Here is an 18,408-nt window from a genome sequence, read left to right on the forward strand (position 1 = left end):
AACAATTTATTCTGCTAATAAAGGCAGCTCAAATGAAAAAACCGTCCCTTTACCGTATTCACTTTCAGCCCATATTTTACCATTATGACTATTTACGATTTCAGCACATAAATAAAGGCCAATTCCGAACCCAGATATATTTCTGGTTTGCTCGCTTTCAATTCTTTTAAACCTGCTAAATAGATTAGGAAGATCATTTTCCCTAATGCCTATACCATTGTCGGAGATACTTACTTTCACAGATCGATCTAAATTCTGACAATCTAGCTTGATTTCTCTGTTTTCAGGGGAGTATTTTGCGGCATTACTGATTAAATTGGTAAGTACTTGCCCAATTTTATCCCGGTCAGCTTCTAACCAAAATTCATCATTTTCTATAAATAGAATTTTGTGTGGTCCAATAATAACGGTTACTTCATTGATGACTTCAGAAATGAGCTTATTGAGTTCAAAAGCGTTCTTTTCTAACTTAATACCGCCAGCTTCTAAACGAGCTATGTTTAAAAAGCTATTGATCATACTGATCATTTTATTAACCTGATGGTCAGCTTTTGTTAAACTTTCCGACATGAACATATCCTTTTGCTGTATCACTCTCTTTAGCATCAATTGTACATAAGCTTTTAACGAAGTAAGCGGTGTTTTTAGCTCATGACTAACCATAGCAATAAAATCGTTTTTGAGTTGCTCCTCCCGCTTTTCCCTGGTAATGTCGAGTACAGTTCCAATAAACCTTGCTGGGTTTCCCTGTCTGCTAAAGAATAGCTTTCCTTTCGCTTTTACCCAACGTAACTGCTGATCTAGCATGCTAAGTGTTCGAAATTCGACATCGTAGTCGTCATTTTTTATGGGCTTTTTAAAAGCATTCTGCATCAACTGAATCACTTCTTGCCTATCGTCAGGATGTAAGGCGTTCATGAAATCGTTGGCTTGATCGGTGGTATTTACGCTTCCTATACCAAATAATTCCCGACAGCGAGCGTCACCCTGAAGGATTCCTCTTTCTACGTCCACGTCAAATATGCCAAGATTAGCAGCTTCAATCGCCAAGCGGCTTCTTTGTTGTTCCTGTAGCAAGGCAGTCCGTCCTTTCACTTGTTCTGTAACTTCTGTGGCTAAAATAATAATACCCGTAATTTGGTCCGAAGCATCCCGCAATGGATGATAAACCATATTAAAATAGGCTTCTTGTAGCAAGCCTTCCCGCACAAGCAATATCTTAGCATCCTCTGTATAATGAGATTTACCACTCTGATAAGTATGGTTGATTAATTTTAAAATCGGTTGCCCGATAAGTTCAGGGAGGGCCACTCCCATAGCTTTCCCTATAATATCGGTGGTTTTACCCCATAACTGAAGCATGTGAGGATTGGCCAACTCCAGCCTCATCTCTTTTCCTTTAACCATGGCGATGGCAACAGGTGCTTGAGAAAAGAATTCTTTAAGGTTTTTTATGGTCGAATCAGAAACTTCTGTAATGATCCGTTCATTTTTAGCCAAAATAAAAGTAGAAGTAATGTCTATAGGGGTATGAATGATGTAACTCACCTCACCATTATCGTCCAGCATTGGGAAGTTTGTAACCACCCAATACCGCCTTTCATAATCATCAGTGCCCCTGATGGGGATGTCGTATCGCTGCGCTGGCAATATATGTTGTTGCTTTGTACGCAATACAAAGTTAAAACTGTCATACATCGATTGTGCATTCTCGGTTTCGGAATCGTTTGGATTTTGAGGGAAAGCTGTAAAAACCCCTTTGCCAATTAAATCTTTATCGGAAGTATTGGTTACGCTTTTGTAGGCATCATTTGCTACAAGAATGGTGTAATAAGGCGGATTTGGCTTTAATATGAGCGTTGGCGGAGCTATTCTATAATAAGCTTCAAAGTCTATTGATTGTTTCAAGGGGATGAAATTTATTTATTATAATACACCCGAAACTTAAGATTGTTTGATCGAAGAGACAAAGGAGGCTGTTCATATACAATTCATGTGAACGGCCTCCTGCGTATCTATTCTTTATGGCGTGCCTGCCCTACGCGGATCACCCACTCACAGGACTTTTTTGTCTAAATATGACATCAACTATTACTGATAACAATTTAGCAAAAATCGTGCTTGTATTTGTGAAATAATTATTAACAAATCAACATTTCGCAATACATAAGGTAGTATTGTATTAATTATCGAATTGTAAAGTTATATTTGTGACGTAAATTATCTTTAATATTAATCATATGGCAACCTTAATCAGCTTAGTTAGTCTTTGTGTAATCATCATGGTTACCGCATTTTACTTAACATTTAGAAAGAAACAAGAAGACACCAGCGGACATTAATATCCGCTGTTAACTGCTTCTTTTTCCTTTAAGTAGCATATTCATTGCATGATCTAGCGTACCCGCTTTAATCACTTCACCAGAATTTACGAAATATATTTCATCCGCATTTTCTATAGTATTTAAGCGGTGCGCAATAATGACTAATGTAGTTTCCTTGGGGAGCTTTTTTAGGATATCGCTAAGTAGTTTCTCTGTGATCGTATCGATATTTGCTGTGGCTTCGTCCAAAATAAGCAATTCAGGATTACGCAAAACAGCCCTCATAAAAGCAATCAACTGCTTTTGTCCCAAACTAATGTTATCTGAGTTGGATGCCACTTCAGTTTCTAATCCCCTATCAAACAAAGCGAGTAAGCCCTCTAAGTGCGCTGCTTTAATGACATCCTCCAATTGCGCATTGGTATAATCTTTATAAGCAATATTGCTGTACAGAATATTATCTTTTACAGTACCTGTAAATAAAAAGGGCTCCTGCAAAATGAATCCAATCTTTTTACTACGTTCTTCAGCTGTATAAGACCTGATATCTTTTCCATTTAACAGTACAGTACCTTTGGTCGTGTCGTACAAACGCGCCATTAAAGAAGCTGTAGTAGTTTTACCGCCCCCAGTTGGGCCAATTAAAGCATAAGTTTTACCTTTTTCTAGATCGAAACTAATGTTGTGTAGGATCTCTTCGCCAGCTGCGTAAGAGAAATGAACATTTTTAAAGGTTAAAAGGGAGCTGGAAGCAGTTTCCTGAGCAACATCATCCACAACCTGAAGGTTACTTTCCAGCGACAAGATCTGAGATATTCTGTCCCAACCAGCCATCGCCACCTGAAAACTACTCCATAAAGCAGCGAGCTGACGTAGTGGATTGTAAAAATTTACGGCATAAGAAAGGTAACTGATCAGTAAACCTATCGTAAACTCCCCGATTGAAATGAGATGAATACCATAGACCAATACGATCAATTGCGCCACACTGGAAAAGAATCCGAACACTGGAATAAAAATAGTATTGGCAATACCAGCACCTATAGCAGTCTTATAGTTCTCTTTATTGGTCTCATCAAAGCGCTTCCTGAAATAATCTCTACGGTTGAATGCGATGATTACTTTAAAATTGTTCAAACTTTCCTGTATGCCGGCGCTAAGGTTACCTACACTTTTTAGGTTAACGGCATTTTTCCTTTTTACCCATGCAGATACAAGGCCAGTAAATATCAATATGAATAAGGCCGGTGTTAATGTTGCTGCACCTAGTTTTAAATTAATAACCAACAGAAAAATCCCTGCTCCTAGCATTGTGAAGATGCTACTTAAAAACTGCATCAAGGATTGAGAAAAAAATTGATTCAATTTATCCGTGTCATTATTTACTCTGGAAATGAGATCTCCAGCTTTGTTTTGACTGAAGAAGGATACTGGCAGTTCCTGTAACTTGCTAAATATTGCGTTCCTAAGTGTATACAAGGTCCTTTGCCCAACCCCACCCATTAATTTTGTTTGCAGATAACCAGTAACCAAAGTAACCAGATACATAGCTAACAATACGCCAGAGTACAACAAGACTCCATTAAACTGCTTGGTGCTTACATAATTATCTATCGTGTGTCCTATAATTAATGGAGATAGCAACAGTAAAGCAGAATTGATTACTATAGCTATAAAAGCAAGTAAAAGGTTCTTACGTTCATGTGAGATCAGCTTTAATAGCTTTTTAAGGACCGCAAATGTAGATTTCTTTTCTTCCTTACCATTAACCTGGTTAAGATTGTAGTTCATAATTGCTGGTGCTTTGTTGTGAGTTGTAAATTTGAACGTATTCGGGACTGCTTTTCATAAGGTTTTGATGAGTACCCTGTGCAATAATTTCACCCTGCATAATAAGTATTACACTGTCATAGTTTTGAACGGCTGCAATCTTCTGAGTAACCGAAAGCAAAGTTAAACCAGGATAATTACGTTGTACATTTGCTAAAATGCGTTGTTCTGTATTGTTGTCTACACGTGCAGTAAAGTCATCTAACAACAATATCTTAGGATTAAGTGCCAAAGCTCTGGCCAGCATGATCCTTTGTTTTTGTCCCCCCGAAAGGTTAGCACCTCTTTCTGATACAACTGTATTCAATTGATCAGGAAGGGAATTGATAAAATCTTTTAATTCTGCAGTTTCAATTGCTTTTTCCAGAGATTGGTCAGTAACCTGATCATTAAAAGCAATATTCTCACGTATGCTCATGTTAAAAATGATGCTATCCTGGAATACAAAACCGATTTGGTTATGAAAGGACTCCTGAACATAGCTTTCTACAGGGTTACCATCAAATAAGATCTCACCATTATCGGGTTTAATGAGCCCGGTAAGTAAATACAACAGTTGTGTCTTTCCTGCAGCAGTTGGGCCGATAATCGCGGTTTTTGAGCCTGGTTGAAGTTGGAAAGAAATATCCTTTAAGACCGGCTTTTGCCCATAAAGCACATTGATATTTTTCATCTCCACATGCCCTTTTAAAGGATCTGTGATATGGCCTGCAGCCATTTCATTTGCTTGATTTAACACATGAGATATGCGCCCGTAAGAGGCTGTAGCCTGGGCAATTACATTACTCATAAATCCAATAACTATGATCGGAAAAATCAACAATGCCAGGTAACTGTTAAATGCAGCGAAATCACCGAGGGTCATGCTGTCATTAATTACATAATGGCCACCAAGCAGCAAAATTGTTAATCCTGCAAGATTAGCCACAAATATGATAACGGGTATTAAGCCTGCAAACAGATTTAGAATAGACAAACCAAGATCTTTCGCTTTGGTGTTTGCAGATAAGAATTTAACGTATTCCAGTTGCTGCGAATTGATTACACGGATTAATGCGGCACCTAGTATACTTTCATTGATTACTTTATTCAACCAGTCTATAACTTCTCTGCTTTGTTTAAAAAGCACACTTACCTTCTTAATCACCAGAAAAAAAGTAACTCCAATAATGGGAATAATAGCAATAATGGCCAGTGCTAATTTCCAATTGATGCTCAACAACAAAATACTAGCACCGATTATAATAAATATAGATGAAGTAATGGACACAATGGCTTGTGCAATAAATAGTTTTATAGAATCAACGTCGGCCGTTAGATTAGTTAACAATTTAGAAGGGTTAGCCTGTTCAATATAAGCATTACTTTGCCTTGAAATCTGATCAGCCAACTGAGTTCTTAGGTCTCTCGCTACCTTTTCGGAAGCATAAGTTTGTATGATACTTTGAAAAAAAGTAAACAGAAAAACCAATAAAATAGCTGCTGAGAATTTAATCAGAATGGCATTCACATCAAAAGTACCATTGGTATAGGCATCTATTCCATTGGCTACTAATTTTGGCAGCAACAAATTCACGCCATTACTGATCAATGCAAAAAAGAGCAATAAACTGATCAAACCCTTATAAGGTTTAAGCAAGCTGAAAATACCTGGTTTTTTGGCCCCCTTGGTTTCTTTTCTCATATTCTATATCTGTACCTGCTAATTCTACTTTGTGAAGCTATCCATCACCTGCATCGACATTATTGCCTGTTCCGCAGAACAAGGATTACTGGTTTTACCCAAAAAGTATTTAACTACTTCCTGTATCATGGGTTGTTGTACATGTTGTAGCGGATCAAACATGAACTCTTCCTCATCCTTACCCTTGCTTAAAGTCAGTTTGTGACCAAACATTGGGAAGCTTATTTTGCCTTCGGTACCAATGATTTCGCAAACATCCGTTTGTTCAGCCGCAGAAAAACACCAGGAACCATTAAAGACTACTCCATTGTGGAATAAAATATGTCCGGTAACCATATCATCTACCTCATATGGGCTCCCTTGATTTAAAGAGATCCCCATGGATTTGTTCAATTCTCCAAAGAAATAGATCATTAAATCAAGCTGATGAGGTGCAAGATCATGAAATAAACCACCTCCAGATATAGCTGGATTTAACCTCCAATTTGTTTCCGAGCCGGCAATCAGATCTGAATTTTGCGGCTGTAACATTTGAAGTTGAACCAGCTTAACCACTCCTATTGCCTTTTCATCTAAAAGAGATTTAACTTTTAAAAACATAGGTTGGGCCCTTCGGTAGTGTGCTACCGTAAGCTTAACATTGTATTTTTCAGCAGCTTCCTTCATTCTAATCGCAGAGGCCGCATTCAGGGTCATGGGTTTTTCTACATATACTGGTTTCCCTGCGGCCATGGCGCGTATAGCATATTCTTCATGTTGTAACGGTGGAGTTGCAATATAGATCGCATTTACCTCAGGATCATCAATAAGTTGTTCAGCATCGTCGTACCATTTTGGAACGTTATGACGCAAGGCATAATCTTTAGCTTTTGCACCATCACGACGCATAACGGCAACCAGTGATGAGTTTAATACTTTATTGAATGCGGGGCCGCTTTTCACTTCAGTAACATCTCCACAACCTATAATACCCCATTTGATTTCTTCAGTTCCATTTCTCCCCAGCATATTCCGTACTTTTTCGATAAAATAGTTAGGCTTATTACTTAAAGAGACTTCCATGCTAACTATAATCTTTATTAATGTTGTGTTACACCATTTTAGCCGCTAATCAATTGAAAAACAAGGCTAAATTACTTGGTAAATATCCTAAATAAATCGTTATAAACAAAAAAGGGCTGAAATTTGTTAAGGATAGTTAAGAAGCTAACAATAGTTTCACAACCTGGAAAAACAAATAAACAAAATCTTATGAAAAAGCTAATTTTTACTATTATTTTAGGAAGCACACTGGCATTTGGAGCAAGTGCCCAGATACAAAAGGGAAATGTAATGATGGGGGCTAATTTGTCGGACATCAGTCTTGGCTTAGATAAACCCAATCTCTTTCAACTAAAGATTAACCCTAAAGCAGCTTGGTTTATACAAGACGGTATGGCTGTAGGTGGTGAAGTTCAGTTGGGCGTTGTATCTCAAAAAGGTGTAGGTACATCATTTACTTATGGTATAGGTGCTTTAGGTAGATATTATGGAGCTACCGGTGCAAATGAAGTGGTGAAAAACTCCAGATTTTTTGGAGAGGCCACAGTCGGTTTTCAAGGTATTAATCCAGCTGGCGGCGGAACTACCAATGGATTAGGTTTTAGTTTTGGACCAGGCTTTACTTATTTTGTGACCAATACGATCGGGCTTGAGGCTTTATTGAAATACAATGGTGTTGTTGGCTTTGGATCTAGTACATACTCGAACTACCTGGCCCTTGGAGTTGGATTTCAAATCTATTTGCCTGGAAAAAGTACAGCAAGAAAAGTACAACGTGATATGAAATAGCTTAGCCTAATCATGTAATTGATATTCAAAAAGCCGGCTTAAACCGGCTTTTTGAATAAAAAGTAAAATTTATTTGGATAATTAAAAAGAATATGTACTTTTGTGGTGAGAGCGTTAATTTAACGGGGGTAAGTCTTAGGACCTATCCCCGTTTCTTTTTTACCCAAACCCTACTTATTGTACTTAATTGTAACATGTCTAAGTCTGCTTAAACCAGCCGCGGCCAATGTCCCGCCTGTTGGATTTGTTGCTGTACCTACAATTTTATTCTTAACTCTAAGTCTGATATATAAATCTTTTTCCGATAGGTATTGAAAATCGCAGTAAAAGACTCAGGTTGTCCGTTAATCACCTCAGGAGTAGTAATGTTCATTCAAATGAAAATTAATAGTAGAATCTGGAATTTGTTCGTTTGTTTTCGGCAAAACTAGATAATCAAGTGTTTGCCCGGTATTAAGTTTTTGTTAAGGAATATTGGTGGTGTTTTGGTTTATTTGGTTGACCTAATTTATAATATTTTGCAATAAAATTTAAATAAATTAAACAAAATAAAAGCTTCTCTCTCAGATTTTATTAAAATAGAAATTTTATTAGGATATGAATAAAGTTGCAAGTACTTGCAACTTTTCTATTAAAATCGCTTTATTTGTATATTTTTACCAAACTAAATACTAACCAATTTAATGCAGTCTAAACAGTTTACGTGGCAAATAGCTTGGGATTACCAGGCATTTAGAATTAAATTCATTCTTGGAATGATACTTCTTGTAGCCATTTTAATTTTTATACCTCATTTTTTCTCTCACATGGAAGCCAGAGAAGGAATTGTATTAAATGACCGCTTGCTTGCTTATATCCCTGCAAAAGACGTTTCGATACTGATATTTTTGGTTTTGTATGTAATGATTGGATTAATATTGTATCGAATGTCTAGAAATACAATCATGTGTCTCACCGCATTATGGACATTTATTTTTGTATGTCTAGCCAGAATAATAACCATCACCTTGGTACCACTTGATCCGCCTGTTGGCATCATTAATTTGGCTGACCCCTGCTCCATTTTCTTTTACCACTCCAATGTAATTACAAAAGATTTGTTTTTCTCCGGACATACGGCTACTGCATTTTTGGGAGTGCTTTGTCTGGAACGTAAAAATGATAAGCTACTCGCAATGATAGCGACCCTGGCTATTACAGTATTGCTGTTGATTCAGCATATTCATTATACTGTTGATATTTTAGCCGCACCAATTTTTACCTGGGGATGTTGGTACCTAGGGAAATCAATGGCTAAAATATAAAACACCTTTTTTAAAAGCATTACGAAGATTATCTGGGAACATTAGGGGATAACGAATATCGTTAAGAGGTATTTGATTGCGCGGATTTTAGGATACAGGCGCTTTTTAACTGCTTAGTTATTTAGTAACTAAAGGGAGGATGAACTCCCTTTAGAACTAAATATATACGAGAACGTACTAAATTCTTTGACACTCTATTAAATTCCTGATGCACATTAATGCACCAGGAACCTTGTTTTCAATAGGTACATTAACTAAAAGTATAAAAGAATGAGATCACCTCCAATTATATTACGCCAACATGCGATCCTACGTGGTGAATAATACTGCTCACGTGGTGAATGAAAAATGAATAGCTATTGTTTTACGTGAATAGAATACCGTTATTTATAAAATAATTAAAATAAAGAACTTATTACGTGAATGATGCTTTTTACGTGGTGAACATAAAATAAGTTTGGAAAAAGTAATACCAATTAAAAGTAAATTCGATGGATGGCAAACTAAATTGCGTTATTATTGATGATGAGAAGCATGCTGTTGATTTATTAGGTGACTATATTGAGGCAATGCCTAATTTACATCTGGTTAAATATTTCACGGATCCACTCAAAGCACTTATCGATATTACCGTTGAAGATAATATAGATATACTTTTTATGGATGTGGATATGCCCGGTATGACTGGACTAGACTTATCGCAGGCCATCCGGTATAAAACTAAATATCTGGTTTTCACGACCGCACATTCTAAATATGCTATTGATGCCTTCGGTGTACAAGCTAACGAGTACCTGCTAAAGCCCATTTCGATGAGCAAATTCGCCTTAATGATCAATCGCTTGCTTAAATCAGAATCGAACCTTAAAAGGCCTACAAATGATGAAGAATTCTTTTTTATAAAAACTGACCAGGTTCAGAAGTATGTAAAAATCAACCTGAAAGACCTTGTCGCAATTGAAGGGTTGAATAACTACGTAAAAATACATACGGTTGCCGGGATGTACATCGCTTATTTAACCATGAAAGAACTAGAGGCCAAACTAGACGGTAATAATTCTTTTATCAGGGTCCAAAGATCATTTATTATCTCTATGGATTTCATCAATAAAGTAGAAGGTGCCTCGATTACTTTAAACAATAAACTTGAAGTACCATTAGGTACAACTTATAAAAAACATTTTCTGACTTTCTTAGAGAAGAAAACATTAAGATCAAATAGAGGAGTACCAGATTAGCCTAATACATGAATGAAAAAGCATTTGCAAGATATTTTATTTATAATTAAGAAGAACCAGATTCATTTTGTAGCCTGGTCCCTATTTATTTTTTACGAGGTTGTGGTAACCGGAATTTTAAGGGGGTACTTTGCTACTTTTAGTAATTATGCTGTATTTTATATTCTGAACATTTGCTTGTTTTACTTTCATGCGCATGTGGTTATGCCCGCAACAAAAACCGAGAGTTCAAAAACTAGTTGGTTGCTTCCAGTGCTAGTTTTAATAGAGATTGTTATATACGTTCCTCTGACTATATATATCGTAGCCTTTTTGCACAAATTTGCCGGCCTGACTGTTTATACACCTGTCGAACTCAATAGTACATCCATAGCGAATGGGGTTTGGAGAACATCGTATTTCTTACTTTTCTCTTCAGGATACTATTATCTGACGAACTATTTAAAAGAAAGGAAGACTGCACAGCAGGTAGAAAAAGAACGTTTGCTGATGATCATCGAGCATCAAAACGTTCAAGCAGAGCTGGTAAAATCTCAACATGCTCATTTAAAAGCGCAGATCAACCCACACTTTCTATTTAATACATTGAGCTTCATTTATTCAAATACGCGTAAAGTAGTTCCTGAAGCTGCTGATGCAATCATGTCACTTTCTGAAATGATGAGGTATGCTATACAGGAAGATGCCGATCGTAATTTCACGCCATTGACGAATGAGATTGAACAAGTAGAAAACCTGATCAGGCTTCATAAAATCAAGTCAGAAAATGGACTCAACATCTTTCTGGATTATGATGATAATCTGAAAGATGTTGAAATCATTCCCTTAATATTGATCACCCTTGTTGAAAATATGTTTAAGCATGGAGATCTTTTACAATATGAGCACCCAGCACGCGTTTCTATTAGCTGTGATGGACGAACGATAGTTGTTCAAACCACAAACCTTATCAATACAAAAACAACGAGTGCAAGCCATCATATTGGCTTAGAAAACATCAGGAAAAGACTTCGCATGGTTTACGAAAGTATGGCATCACTGGAGACTGAAAAAGATATCAATAATTACTTTAATGTAATGCTGAGAATTGAACTAAATTAATTTTTGCTATATTTAGTTTATCATAGTCCCCTCCCTATCCATATATTTTTTTGGACCGTTTTCAGGTCTATATTGAGCCAGTAGGATGATAGTATCTAGCTGGTTGGCAAAGTCGCACCACTGCCGAGTATGATTCGTCTCCGGCTCGTCTTCGTTCGGTAAATCCCAATTGAAACCCGAGCCCAATATGAAGCCAAGTAAAGCCATATTAAGAGCTGCTAACCGGGCTGCAAAGCATCTGAAAAAAATCAAAAAAGAGGTCAGTTTTCTTCTAATAAAACAGCAATAGTATTTAGCAAAAAAGAGGGCGTATCATTAATAACGATCGTCATCCTGAGTTTATCTCAAATATCATATTCAAAACCTGCTTAAACGAGATCCTGAGATAAACTCAGGATGACGATACGTACAAAAAAAAGGCCTGGTCATATTTTATGACCAGGCCTCTTAGTAAATAAGAAAATCGGAATTAACTTACGATTTAGGATTTAAGGCCGAATTGATACGCACCAATAAATCTTGTAAGTGATATTTACTCATACCTGTTGAAGCAGGTATTGCAGCACGAATATCTTTCGCTAAAGTTGTTAAATGTGCGCGACCGATACTTGAAACATCCGACCCCATAGGATTAGCCGTACCAAAACCAGGGAAATTTGCCATAGGATTTGATGATGGAGCAGGTGCTACAATTAACTTAGTCATGTTATCTACGTAAGCTTTTTGCAAGTTCCTTCTGTATACATCAATATTTTTATGTGAATACAACTCAGACCAAACACCGGCTTTAAGATCACTAAACAGATTAACTGCACTATAAGCATTAACACCGTTCAATGCCTCTGCATTGATCAATTTAGCAATGGTATTTGCGTTTTGAAGTTTACCTAAAGTGCTTTTTTGAACACCTTGGAAAAGGTCTGTTGGATTTACACCAGTGCGTTCAATTAATTCTTTGTTGATTAACCATGTTGGTGTAGCAAACAATTGTGCGTTAAGGAAAGTCATTGCTTCCTTTTGTTTTGCAAAAGGCACGGCCTGATACATACCACCTTTTTCTTCAATAGTTTTAGGTGTTGTGTAAATACCAGCCACATTTTTAACAACATGCCCCATATAGCGGCCATACTGACCAACAACTTCAGAATAAAGTGTTTTTGCGTTCTGATAGCTTTCGTTAGGCTCTTTGCTCCAAGTTAAAATATTAGGTAAAATACGCTTAAGATTTTTGATACCATAAGCAGAAGCTACCATCGCGTTATCGCCAATATCTTCACTTTGGTTACGTGGATCATTAGAATCACTTTCAGTTCCGAAAGCTAAACGTTTATCTGCACCAACTCTTTTAATAATGGTTTGATTAGAATAACTTGCTTCATCTTCAGCAGTATTAAATTCAGGTAACCATCTGTATCCCCATTCAATTGCCCACATATCGTAGTCACCAATTCTTGGGAAAATACCTTTAGCACTAATGTTATCTTCTGGTTGAGCAACGTAGTTGAAACGCGCATAATCCATAATTGATGGCGTATGTCCGTTTTTCTCAACCCATTGTTTATCTCTTAACTTCTCAACCGGAACTGTTGCCGAAGAGCCAAAGTTATGACGTAAACCTAAAGTATGTCCAACTTCATGTGAGGATACAAAACGAATCAATTCGCCCATTAATTTATCATCAAACTTCATCTTGCGCGCTTGAGGGTCAATTGCCGAAGCCTGGATAAAGTACCAGTTTCTTAACAACTGCATGATGTTGTGGTACCAGTTGATGTGTGTCTCGATAATTTCACCTGTACGTGGATCATGTACGTGTGGACCACTTGCATTAGCAATATCAGAAGGTTTGTAAACGATAACACTATGTCTTGCATCTTCCATGCTCCACGATGGATCACTTGGTGCTTCTTTAGCTACAATAGCATTTTTAAAACCTGCTTTTTCAAAAGCAACCTGCCAGTCATTTACACCTTGAATAAGGTAAGGAACCCATTTCTTTGGAGTTGCAGGATCGATATAATAAACGATTTGTTTTTTAGGCTCAACCAATTCACCTCTTTTATATTTTTCAATATCTTCAGCTTTTGGCTCTAACTTCCAACGTGTAATTAATGATTGATTTTTTACACCTTGTGTATTGGCGTCAAAATCAACGTAACCAGTAGCAAAATAACCTACCCTTGGATCAAAGAATCTTGGTTTCATTTCTCTAGACGGTAACAATACCATTGAACTGTTAAGTTCGTAGGTTGCCGGTGTTGAAGATGGAGCACCCATACCCATTGGTCCTTGCGGAGCAGATTTTGTATAGGTTTTAAGCGTTCTGATCTCTATATTCATAGGGAAAGCTTTAATTTCCTTGATATAGCTCCTATCAGGAATTTGCCCAGCTAATGACAATGATTTTTTTGTTCCTGCGTCAAAAAAGAAAATATCATTATCGCTGTTCATATAGTCAGTAACATCAATAACAACCCCTTTAACACCAGAAATAGAATCTTTAGCAAAAGCTTTGATATCAAAAGAAGCTACCAAAGGCTGAATGTTCGAATTCATTACAGATTTGTACATCCCCTGCTCTGTAGTATCTTTTGCACGCTCGCCAAAAGAAATACTCTTTAAATATATCTTGTTTGAAGGTCCTTTTTCAAAGCTGATCACATTGTCGCCAATTTGATCACCACCATAACCGATCATAGAAGCACGGTTACCAGCAGCAGCCTTACTTATTCTATTTACAGTTAATATCTCTCTGCCCAATAATGAATCTGCGATTTCAAAGAAATAGCGATCTTCTAAAAAATGAACTTTAAACAAACCTTTGTCTGTTTTTGCTTTAGCCGTTATAACCTGGTTATAGGGTTTTGGAGCAGTTGCTGGCCCGCCCGGGCGGTTCATTGCATTCGGATTACCACTTGGTGGCACCATAGCTGGTGCTGGAGTTGGCGTTTTTGGATTTTTTTTCTGCGAAAAACCCTGATAGCTGGCGCAGAAAAGCACCAGTGCGATCAAACTTAATTTCTTCATTTAGATTATAGTTTTTATATGATTGTTTGGTATGGTATAACGTTATGATAAGAATAATTAGCTCCTAAAAAGCTATTGTTCTTATCATAACGTTGGTTGAGTCTTTATTTGCTCTTAAAATTAGCAAGGCCACTTTTAAGATAAGTTGCGTATTCTTTAGCATCAAAGATGGCGCCTTGAGCAGGTACCAGGGGATTTAAATCATGACCGGCCAATACATATAATGGCTGAGCATTTGATCCATATCTTGTCGCCTGGAAATCCAGGTTCCAATAACCTAAATCATCTGTCTTGCGTTTCAAAATGTCCGAGTAATGAACTTTCTCTGCTGGCATTTTAATGTTACGATCATCAGCATATAGCTGGATCAATACATATTCTTCATTGATCAGGCGGGCAACTTCTTTGTCAACCCAAACCAGATCTTCCATCCTTCTGCAGTTTACACAAGTGTGTCCGGTAAAGTCAAGCAAAACAGGTTTACCTACCTTCTTTGCATATTCCAAACCTTCATCTAAATCAAAGAATGGGTGGAAGCCTACAGGTGGTTTCAACGATTCGCTATATTTTACTTTAGCAGGGAAATCAGCTGATGCAGCACTTGAACCTGACGATCCATTTCCACTTAAAATAAAATCCTGTGTATTCATCGGCGGAGCCAATCCACTCAGTACGCTTACTGGCGCCCCCCATAAACCAGGAACCATGTACATCGCGAATGAAAACGATAGAATGGCGAAGAATAACCTAGGTACAGACACAAAAGGAACATCGCTATCGTGTGAAAACTTGATCTTCCCAAGGAGATAAATTCCCATTAGGGTGAAGATCACGATCCACAGGACTAAGAAGATCTCTCTGTCAAACCATTCCCAATGCCAGGCCAAATCAGCTGAGGAAAGGAATTTTAAAGCTAAAGCCAGTTCCAGAAAACCCAGGCATACCTTTACGCTGTTTAACCAACCACCTGATTTAGGCATACTGCTTAAAAAACCAGGGAATATCGCTGATAAAGTAAACGGTAAAGCTAAAGCAAGCGCAAATCCGAACATCCCGATTGCTGGTGCCAGTAATTCACCTTTAGAACTTGCCTGTACCAATAAGGTACCGATAATTGGTCCTGTACAAGAGAAAGACACCAAAGCTAAAGAAGCAGCCATAAAGAAAATACCGCCAAGGCCTTTACTGTTGTCTGCTTTGTTGTCTATTTTGTTTACAATAGAGCTAGGTAGGGTGATTTCAAACGCTCCAAAGAAGGAGATGGCAAACACTACGAGTAGGATGAAGAATAAGAAGTTAAATAAGCCACTGGCGCTTAAAGCATTTAATCCTGCAGAGCCAAATATTACGGTAATCAACAAGCCAAAAGCTACGTAGATGACAATAATAGATAGTCCATAAATTAAAGCCTGACCAATGCCCTTGCTTTTACTTCCGGCTCTTTTTGTAAAGTAACTAATGGTTAATGGAACCATCGGAAAGATACAAGGCATCAAAAATGCTAAAAACCCACCTACTAATCCTGCAATAAAGGTTTCCCATAAGGTTTTTTCCTTTTCTGCTTTATTAGCTTTTGCATCGCTGCTTGTGGTCGTTATCTTTTTTGTAGTATCTGTAATGGTTGTTGCCGGAGCAACTATGGCTGTATCAGTTTTAGGAGCCTCTTCTGGTGCAATCTCGGTAAATTCAAGATCAGCAGTCGAAGTATCTGCTTCCTGTGCTAATGCGCAGGTAACAGAGCCAAAAAGTAGGAAAAGCCCAATGACAAGCACTTTCATGCTTGTCAAATAGTTGTTTAAAATCATTATTTCTTATTTTACTGGAATAGAGAACTCAACTGTTTCTGGAGGTAGACATTGAGAATCATCACATACCATAAACTCAAGTGTTCCTTTAACAATTGCAGTTGCACCAGTTAATTTAACTTTTTGTTGGAAAGTAACTGTTTTCTCGAAGTAAGTAACATTCATGTCAAACGACTTCTCGAACTTAGTGATTCCTTTTGGTTCAATTGTTTTACCTACAGCTTTGTAAGCTTTTGAAGGTGCAAATGTAAAGCTTGTTTTCACAGGACCGCCATCAGCCATATTTTGTGAGTAAAGGTGCCATCCCTCATCAACAGTAGCTTTAAGATACACAGTAGCTTCAGTTTTTGAAGTTTTCTTTGCAGCATAACTCCATTTTACGGGTTTCAAAATTTGACTACTTGCAGATAAGCTAAATAGTATTCCAACGGTTAACAAGATTAGGTTTTTCATTTTATAATTGTTTTTTTATGTGTAAGCAAACTTATGTATTTCCTCTAATATCAAGGTTATTCAATTCTGTAATTTAAGTGATACCCTTTAAATATTACATTTCGTATACAGCTTTGACTCCTATTTTACCTTTAAGTTTAACGGCATATAAGTCTCAACCCTATCGGGTGTGATTTTTATCCGGCTGCAAACATATCATTTTATTCAAGAAATGTAAATCGCTGATCTATCAAGATGAGATAAAACAATGCCCCTTTTATCAGTAAAACCAGGTTTATAATCTCAATTATCATAAAAATCGCTTTTATTTGATAATTTATTGATTATAATTCCTGGTTTTAGCTAAATACCCAAAGGTTGATTAATCGGGTAACAATTGTGTGATATCGAAAAAATCCCCCTTATAATCCCCCTCCTAATGCGCGGTAAAGTTCCACTCTAGCGTTAAGTTGTGCCGTTTTAATGGTGGTTAGCTCAAGTTCACTTTGCAGTGAATTACTTTGAGCAGTAATCACCTCAAGGTAATTGGCCATTCCACTTTTGAATAATAGGTTGGCGTTTCTAACTGCTTGCTGCAGGGTGTTTACTTTATCTTTCGAAATGTCGTATTGCTGTTTTAATTTCTCAATCTTCACCAATTCGTCAGAAACTTCTGCAACCGCATTCAGTACGGATTGACGGAATTGAATTACCGTTTTTTCTCTTTCAATTTTGGCTACTTCATATTGCGTTTTTAATTGTCTGCCCTGAAGAAGCGGTTGTGTAATCCCTCCTGCTACCACACCAAATAATGATGCTGGTATATTAAACCAATTACTGGCTTTAAATGAATTAAGGCCTGCACTTGCAGTAATACTTAAGGATGGATAGAGGCTTGCTTTAGCAATACCGACTTTAGCATTGGCAATGTTTAGAGACAACTCGGCACTTTTAACGTCTGGACGTCTGCTCACCATGGCTGTAGGATATCCCGCAGAAACCTGACTAATGACATCGCTTTTTTCCAAGCTTGCCAAACGATCAACACTTCCTGGTAATCGCCCAGTTAATACTCGCAGGGCATTCTCCTGGATCGTTATATCTTGCTCAAATTTAGGAATCAACTGTGCAGCCACCAACTGTTGAGCTTTAGCTTGCTGAATAGCAAGCGATGTTACCTGTCCGGCATCAAACTGTAAATGGATAATTCTTAAAGTACTATCACTTAAAGCCAAGTTCTTTTTAGCAATAGCAATCTGTGCATCCATCATTAGCAATCTGTAATATCCCTGAGCAACACTGGCTACCAACTGAGTTTGGATGGCTTTTTTTGCCTCCTCCGTTTGTAAATAGGTTGCCAAAGCAGCTTGTTTCTGACCCTTTATTTTACCCCAGATGTCTGCTTCCCACCTTAACCCCACATTCGCATTGAAGTCTTCGACGTGAGTTGTTTTTAAAAACTGGCTGGTACTTAAGCCATTTAAACTGTTATCTGAAGGACGATTCGAACTACCTGTTATTTGCAAATCTACCTGTGGCAAATTGCCAAGCTTTGATTGCTTCAGTAATTGCTGTGCGGATTCCATATTTTTGAGGGCAATCTGCAAATCATAGTTTCTTACTAAAGCTGTATCTACAAGGTTTCTTAGTTCTTCTTCTTTAAAAAAATCTTTTATAGTCTGATCAGCAATGCTTAATGAATCCTGCCCTTGGGCATCCCTAAATTTTTCAGGGATTGCTTTGATGGGCAATGCTGTATCTTTTGATACTTTACATCCAGCAAGCACCAGCAAAACGAATAAAGCAGCTAATGTATTTCTATATGTGTTCATT

At 37.4% G+C, this 18,408-nt stretch carries 12 protein-coding genes; 4 read left to right on the plus strand and 8 right to left on the minus strand.

Translation table 11 applies throughout. The features are described from left to right. Positions 1 to 6: 6 nt before the first annotated feature. The 4 genes from FBD94_RS23175 to FBD94_RS23190 form a co-directional block, all read right to left on the minus strand. Entirely contained in the window at positions 7 to 1,908 is a 1,902-nt protein-coding gene (locus tag FBD94_RS23175; RefSeq protein WP_136881996.1) for an ATP-binding protein, read from the minus strand. Between the two features lie 443 nt (positions 1,909 to 2,351). Next, the gene (locus FBD94_RS23180) at positions 2,352 to 4,115 is read right to left on the minus strand and encodes an ABC transporter ATP-binding protein (protein ID WP_136881997.1); all 1,764 of its coding nucleotides are present in this window, start codon (positions 4,113 to 4,115) and stop codon (positions 2,352 to 2,354) included. After that, positions 4,099 to 5,838 carry an ABC transporter ATP-binding protein gene (locus FBD94_RS23185; RefSeq protein ID WP_136881998.1) on the minus strand — a complete coding sequence of 580 codons (1,740 nt, stop codon included), beginning with the start codon at positions 5,836 to 5,838 and terminating at the stop codon, positions 4,099 to 4,101. Before FBD94_RS23185 ends, FBD94_RS23180 begins: the two co-directional genes overlap by 17 nt. Before the next feature lie 24 nt (positions 5,839 to 5,862). Further along, positions 5,863 to 6,900, minus strand: a complete 1,038-nt coding sequence (locus FBD94_RS23190; protein ID WP_131610681.1) for a Gfo/Idh/MocA family protein — start codon at positions 6,898 to 6,900, stop codon at positions 5,863 to 5,865. Positions 6,901 to 7,089: 189 nt separating this feature from the next. Between FBD94_RS23190 and FBD94_RS23195 the strand changes: the two genes are divergently transcribed. From FBD94_RS23195 to FBD94_RS23210, 4 genes are all read left to right on the plus strand, one after another. After that, positions 7,090 to 7,668 carry a hypothetical protein gene (locus tag FBD94_RS23195; RefSeq protein ID WP_131610680.1) on the plus strand — a complete coding sequence of 193 codons (579 nt, stop codon included), beginning with the start codon at positions 7,090 to 7,092 and terminating at the stop codon, positions 7,666 to 7,668. 755 nt (positions 7,669 to 8,423) lie between these two features. Further along, positions 8,424 to 8,972, plus strand: coding sequence for a sphingomyelin synthase family protein (locus tag FBD94_RS23200; protein ID WP_235884620.1), 549 nt, complete (start codon positions 8,424 to 8,426; stop codon positions 8,970 to 8,972). Positions 8,973 to 9,463: 491 nt separating this feature from the next. Beyond that, positions 9,464 to 10,210 carry a LytR/AlgR family response regulator transcription factor gene (locus FBD94_RS23205; RefSeq protein ID WP_131610672.1) on the plus strand — a complete coding sequence of 249 codons (747 nt, stop codon included), beginning with the start codon at positions 9,464 to 9,466 and terminating at the stop codon, positions 10,208 to 10,210. Between the two features lie 12 nt (positions 10,211 to 10,222). Further along, positions 10,223 to 11,311, plus strand: a complete 1,089-nt coding sequence (locus tag FBD94_RS23210; RefSeq protein ID WP_136882000.1) for a sensor histidine kinase — start codon at positions 10,223 to 10,225, stop codon at positions 11,309 to 11,311. A gap of 474 nt (positions 11,312 to 11,785) precedes the next feature. Here FBD94_RS23210 and FBD94_RS23215 read toward each other — a convergent pair whose 3' ends face one another. The 4 genes from FBD94_RS23215 to FBD94_RS23230 form a co-directional block, all read right to left on the minus strand. Then, entirely contained in the window at positions 11,786 to 14,338 is a 2,553-nt protein-coding gene (locus FBD94_RS23215; protein ID WP_136882001.1) for a zinc-dependent metalloprotease, read from the minus strand. 104 nt (positions 14,339 to 14,442) lie between these two features. Next, positions 14,443 to 16,116: a protein-disulfide reductase DsbD family protein gene (locus FBD94_RS23220; protein ID WP_235884621.1), complete on the minus strand. Its 1,674-nt coding sequence runs from the start codon at positions 16,114 to 16,116 to the stop codon at positions 14,443 to 14,445. Positions 16,117 to 16,149: 33 nt separating this feature from the next. Next, positions 16,150 to 16,596 (minus strand): protein-disulfide reductase DsbD N-terminal domain-containing protein, encoded by a 447-nt coding sequence (locus FBD94_RS23225; RefSeq protein WP_131610668.1) that lies wholly within the window; start codon positions 16,594 to 16,596, stop codon positions 16,150 to 16,152. Positions 16,597 to 16,997: 401 nt separating this feature from the next. After that, positions 16,998 to 18,407, minus strand: a complete 1,410-nt coding sequence (locus FBD94_RS23230) for a TolC family protein (protein WP_136882003.1) — start codon at positions 18,405 to 18,407, stop codon at positions 16,998 to 17,000. Position 18,408: the final 1 nt, after the last annotated feature.

Origin of the sequence: Pedobacter hiemivivus (genome assembly GCF_005144565.1) — a bacterium.
In the GTDB taxonomy this organism is placed as follows: domain Bacteria; phylum Bacteroidota; class Bacteroidia; order Sphingobacteriales; family Sphingobacteriaceae; genus Pedobacter; species Pedobacter hiemivivus.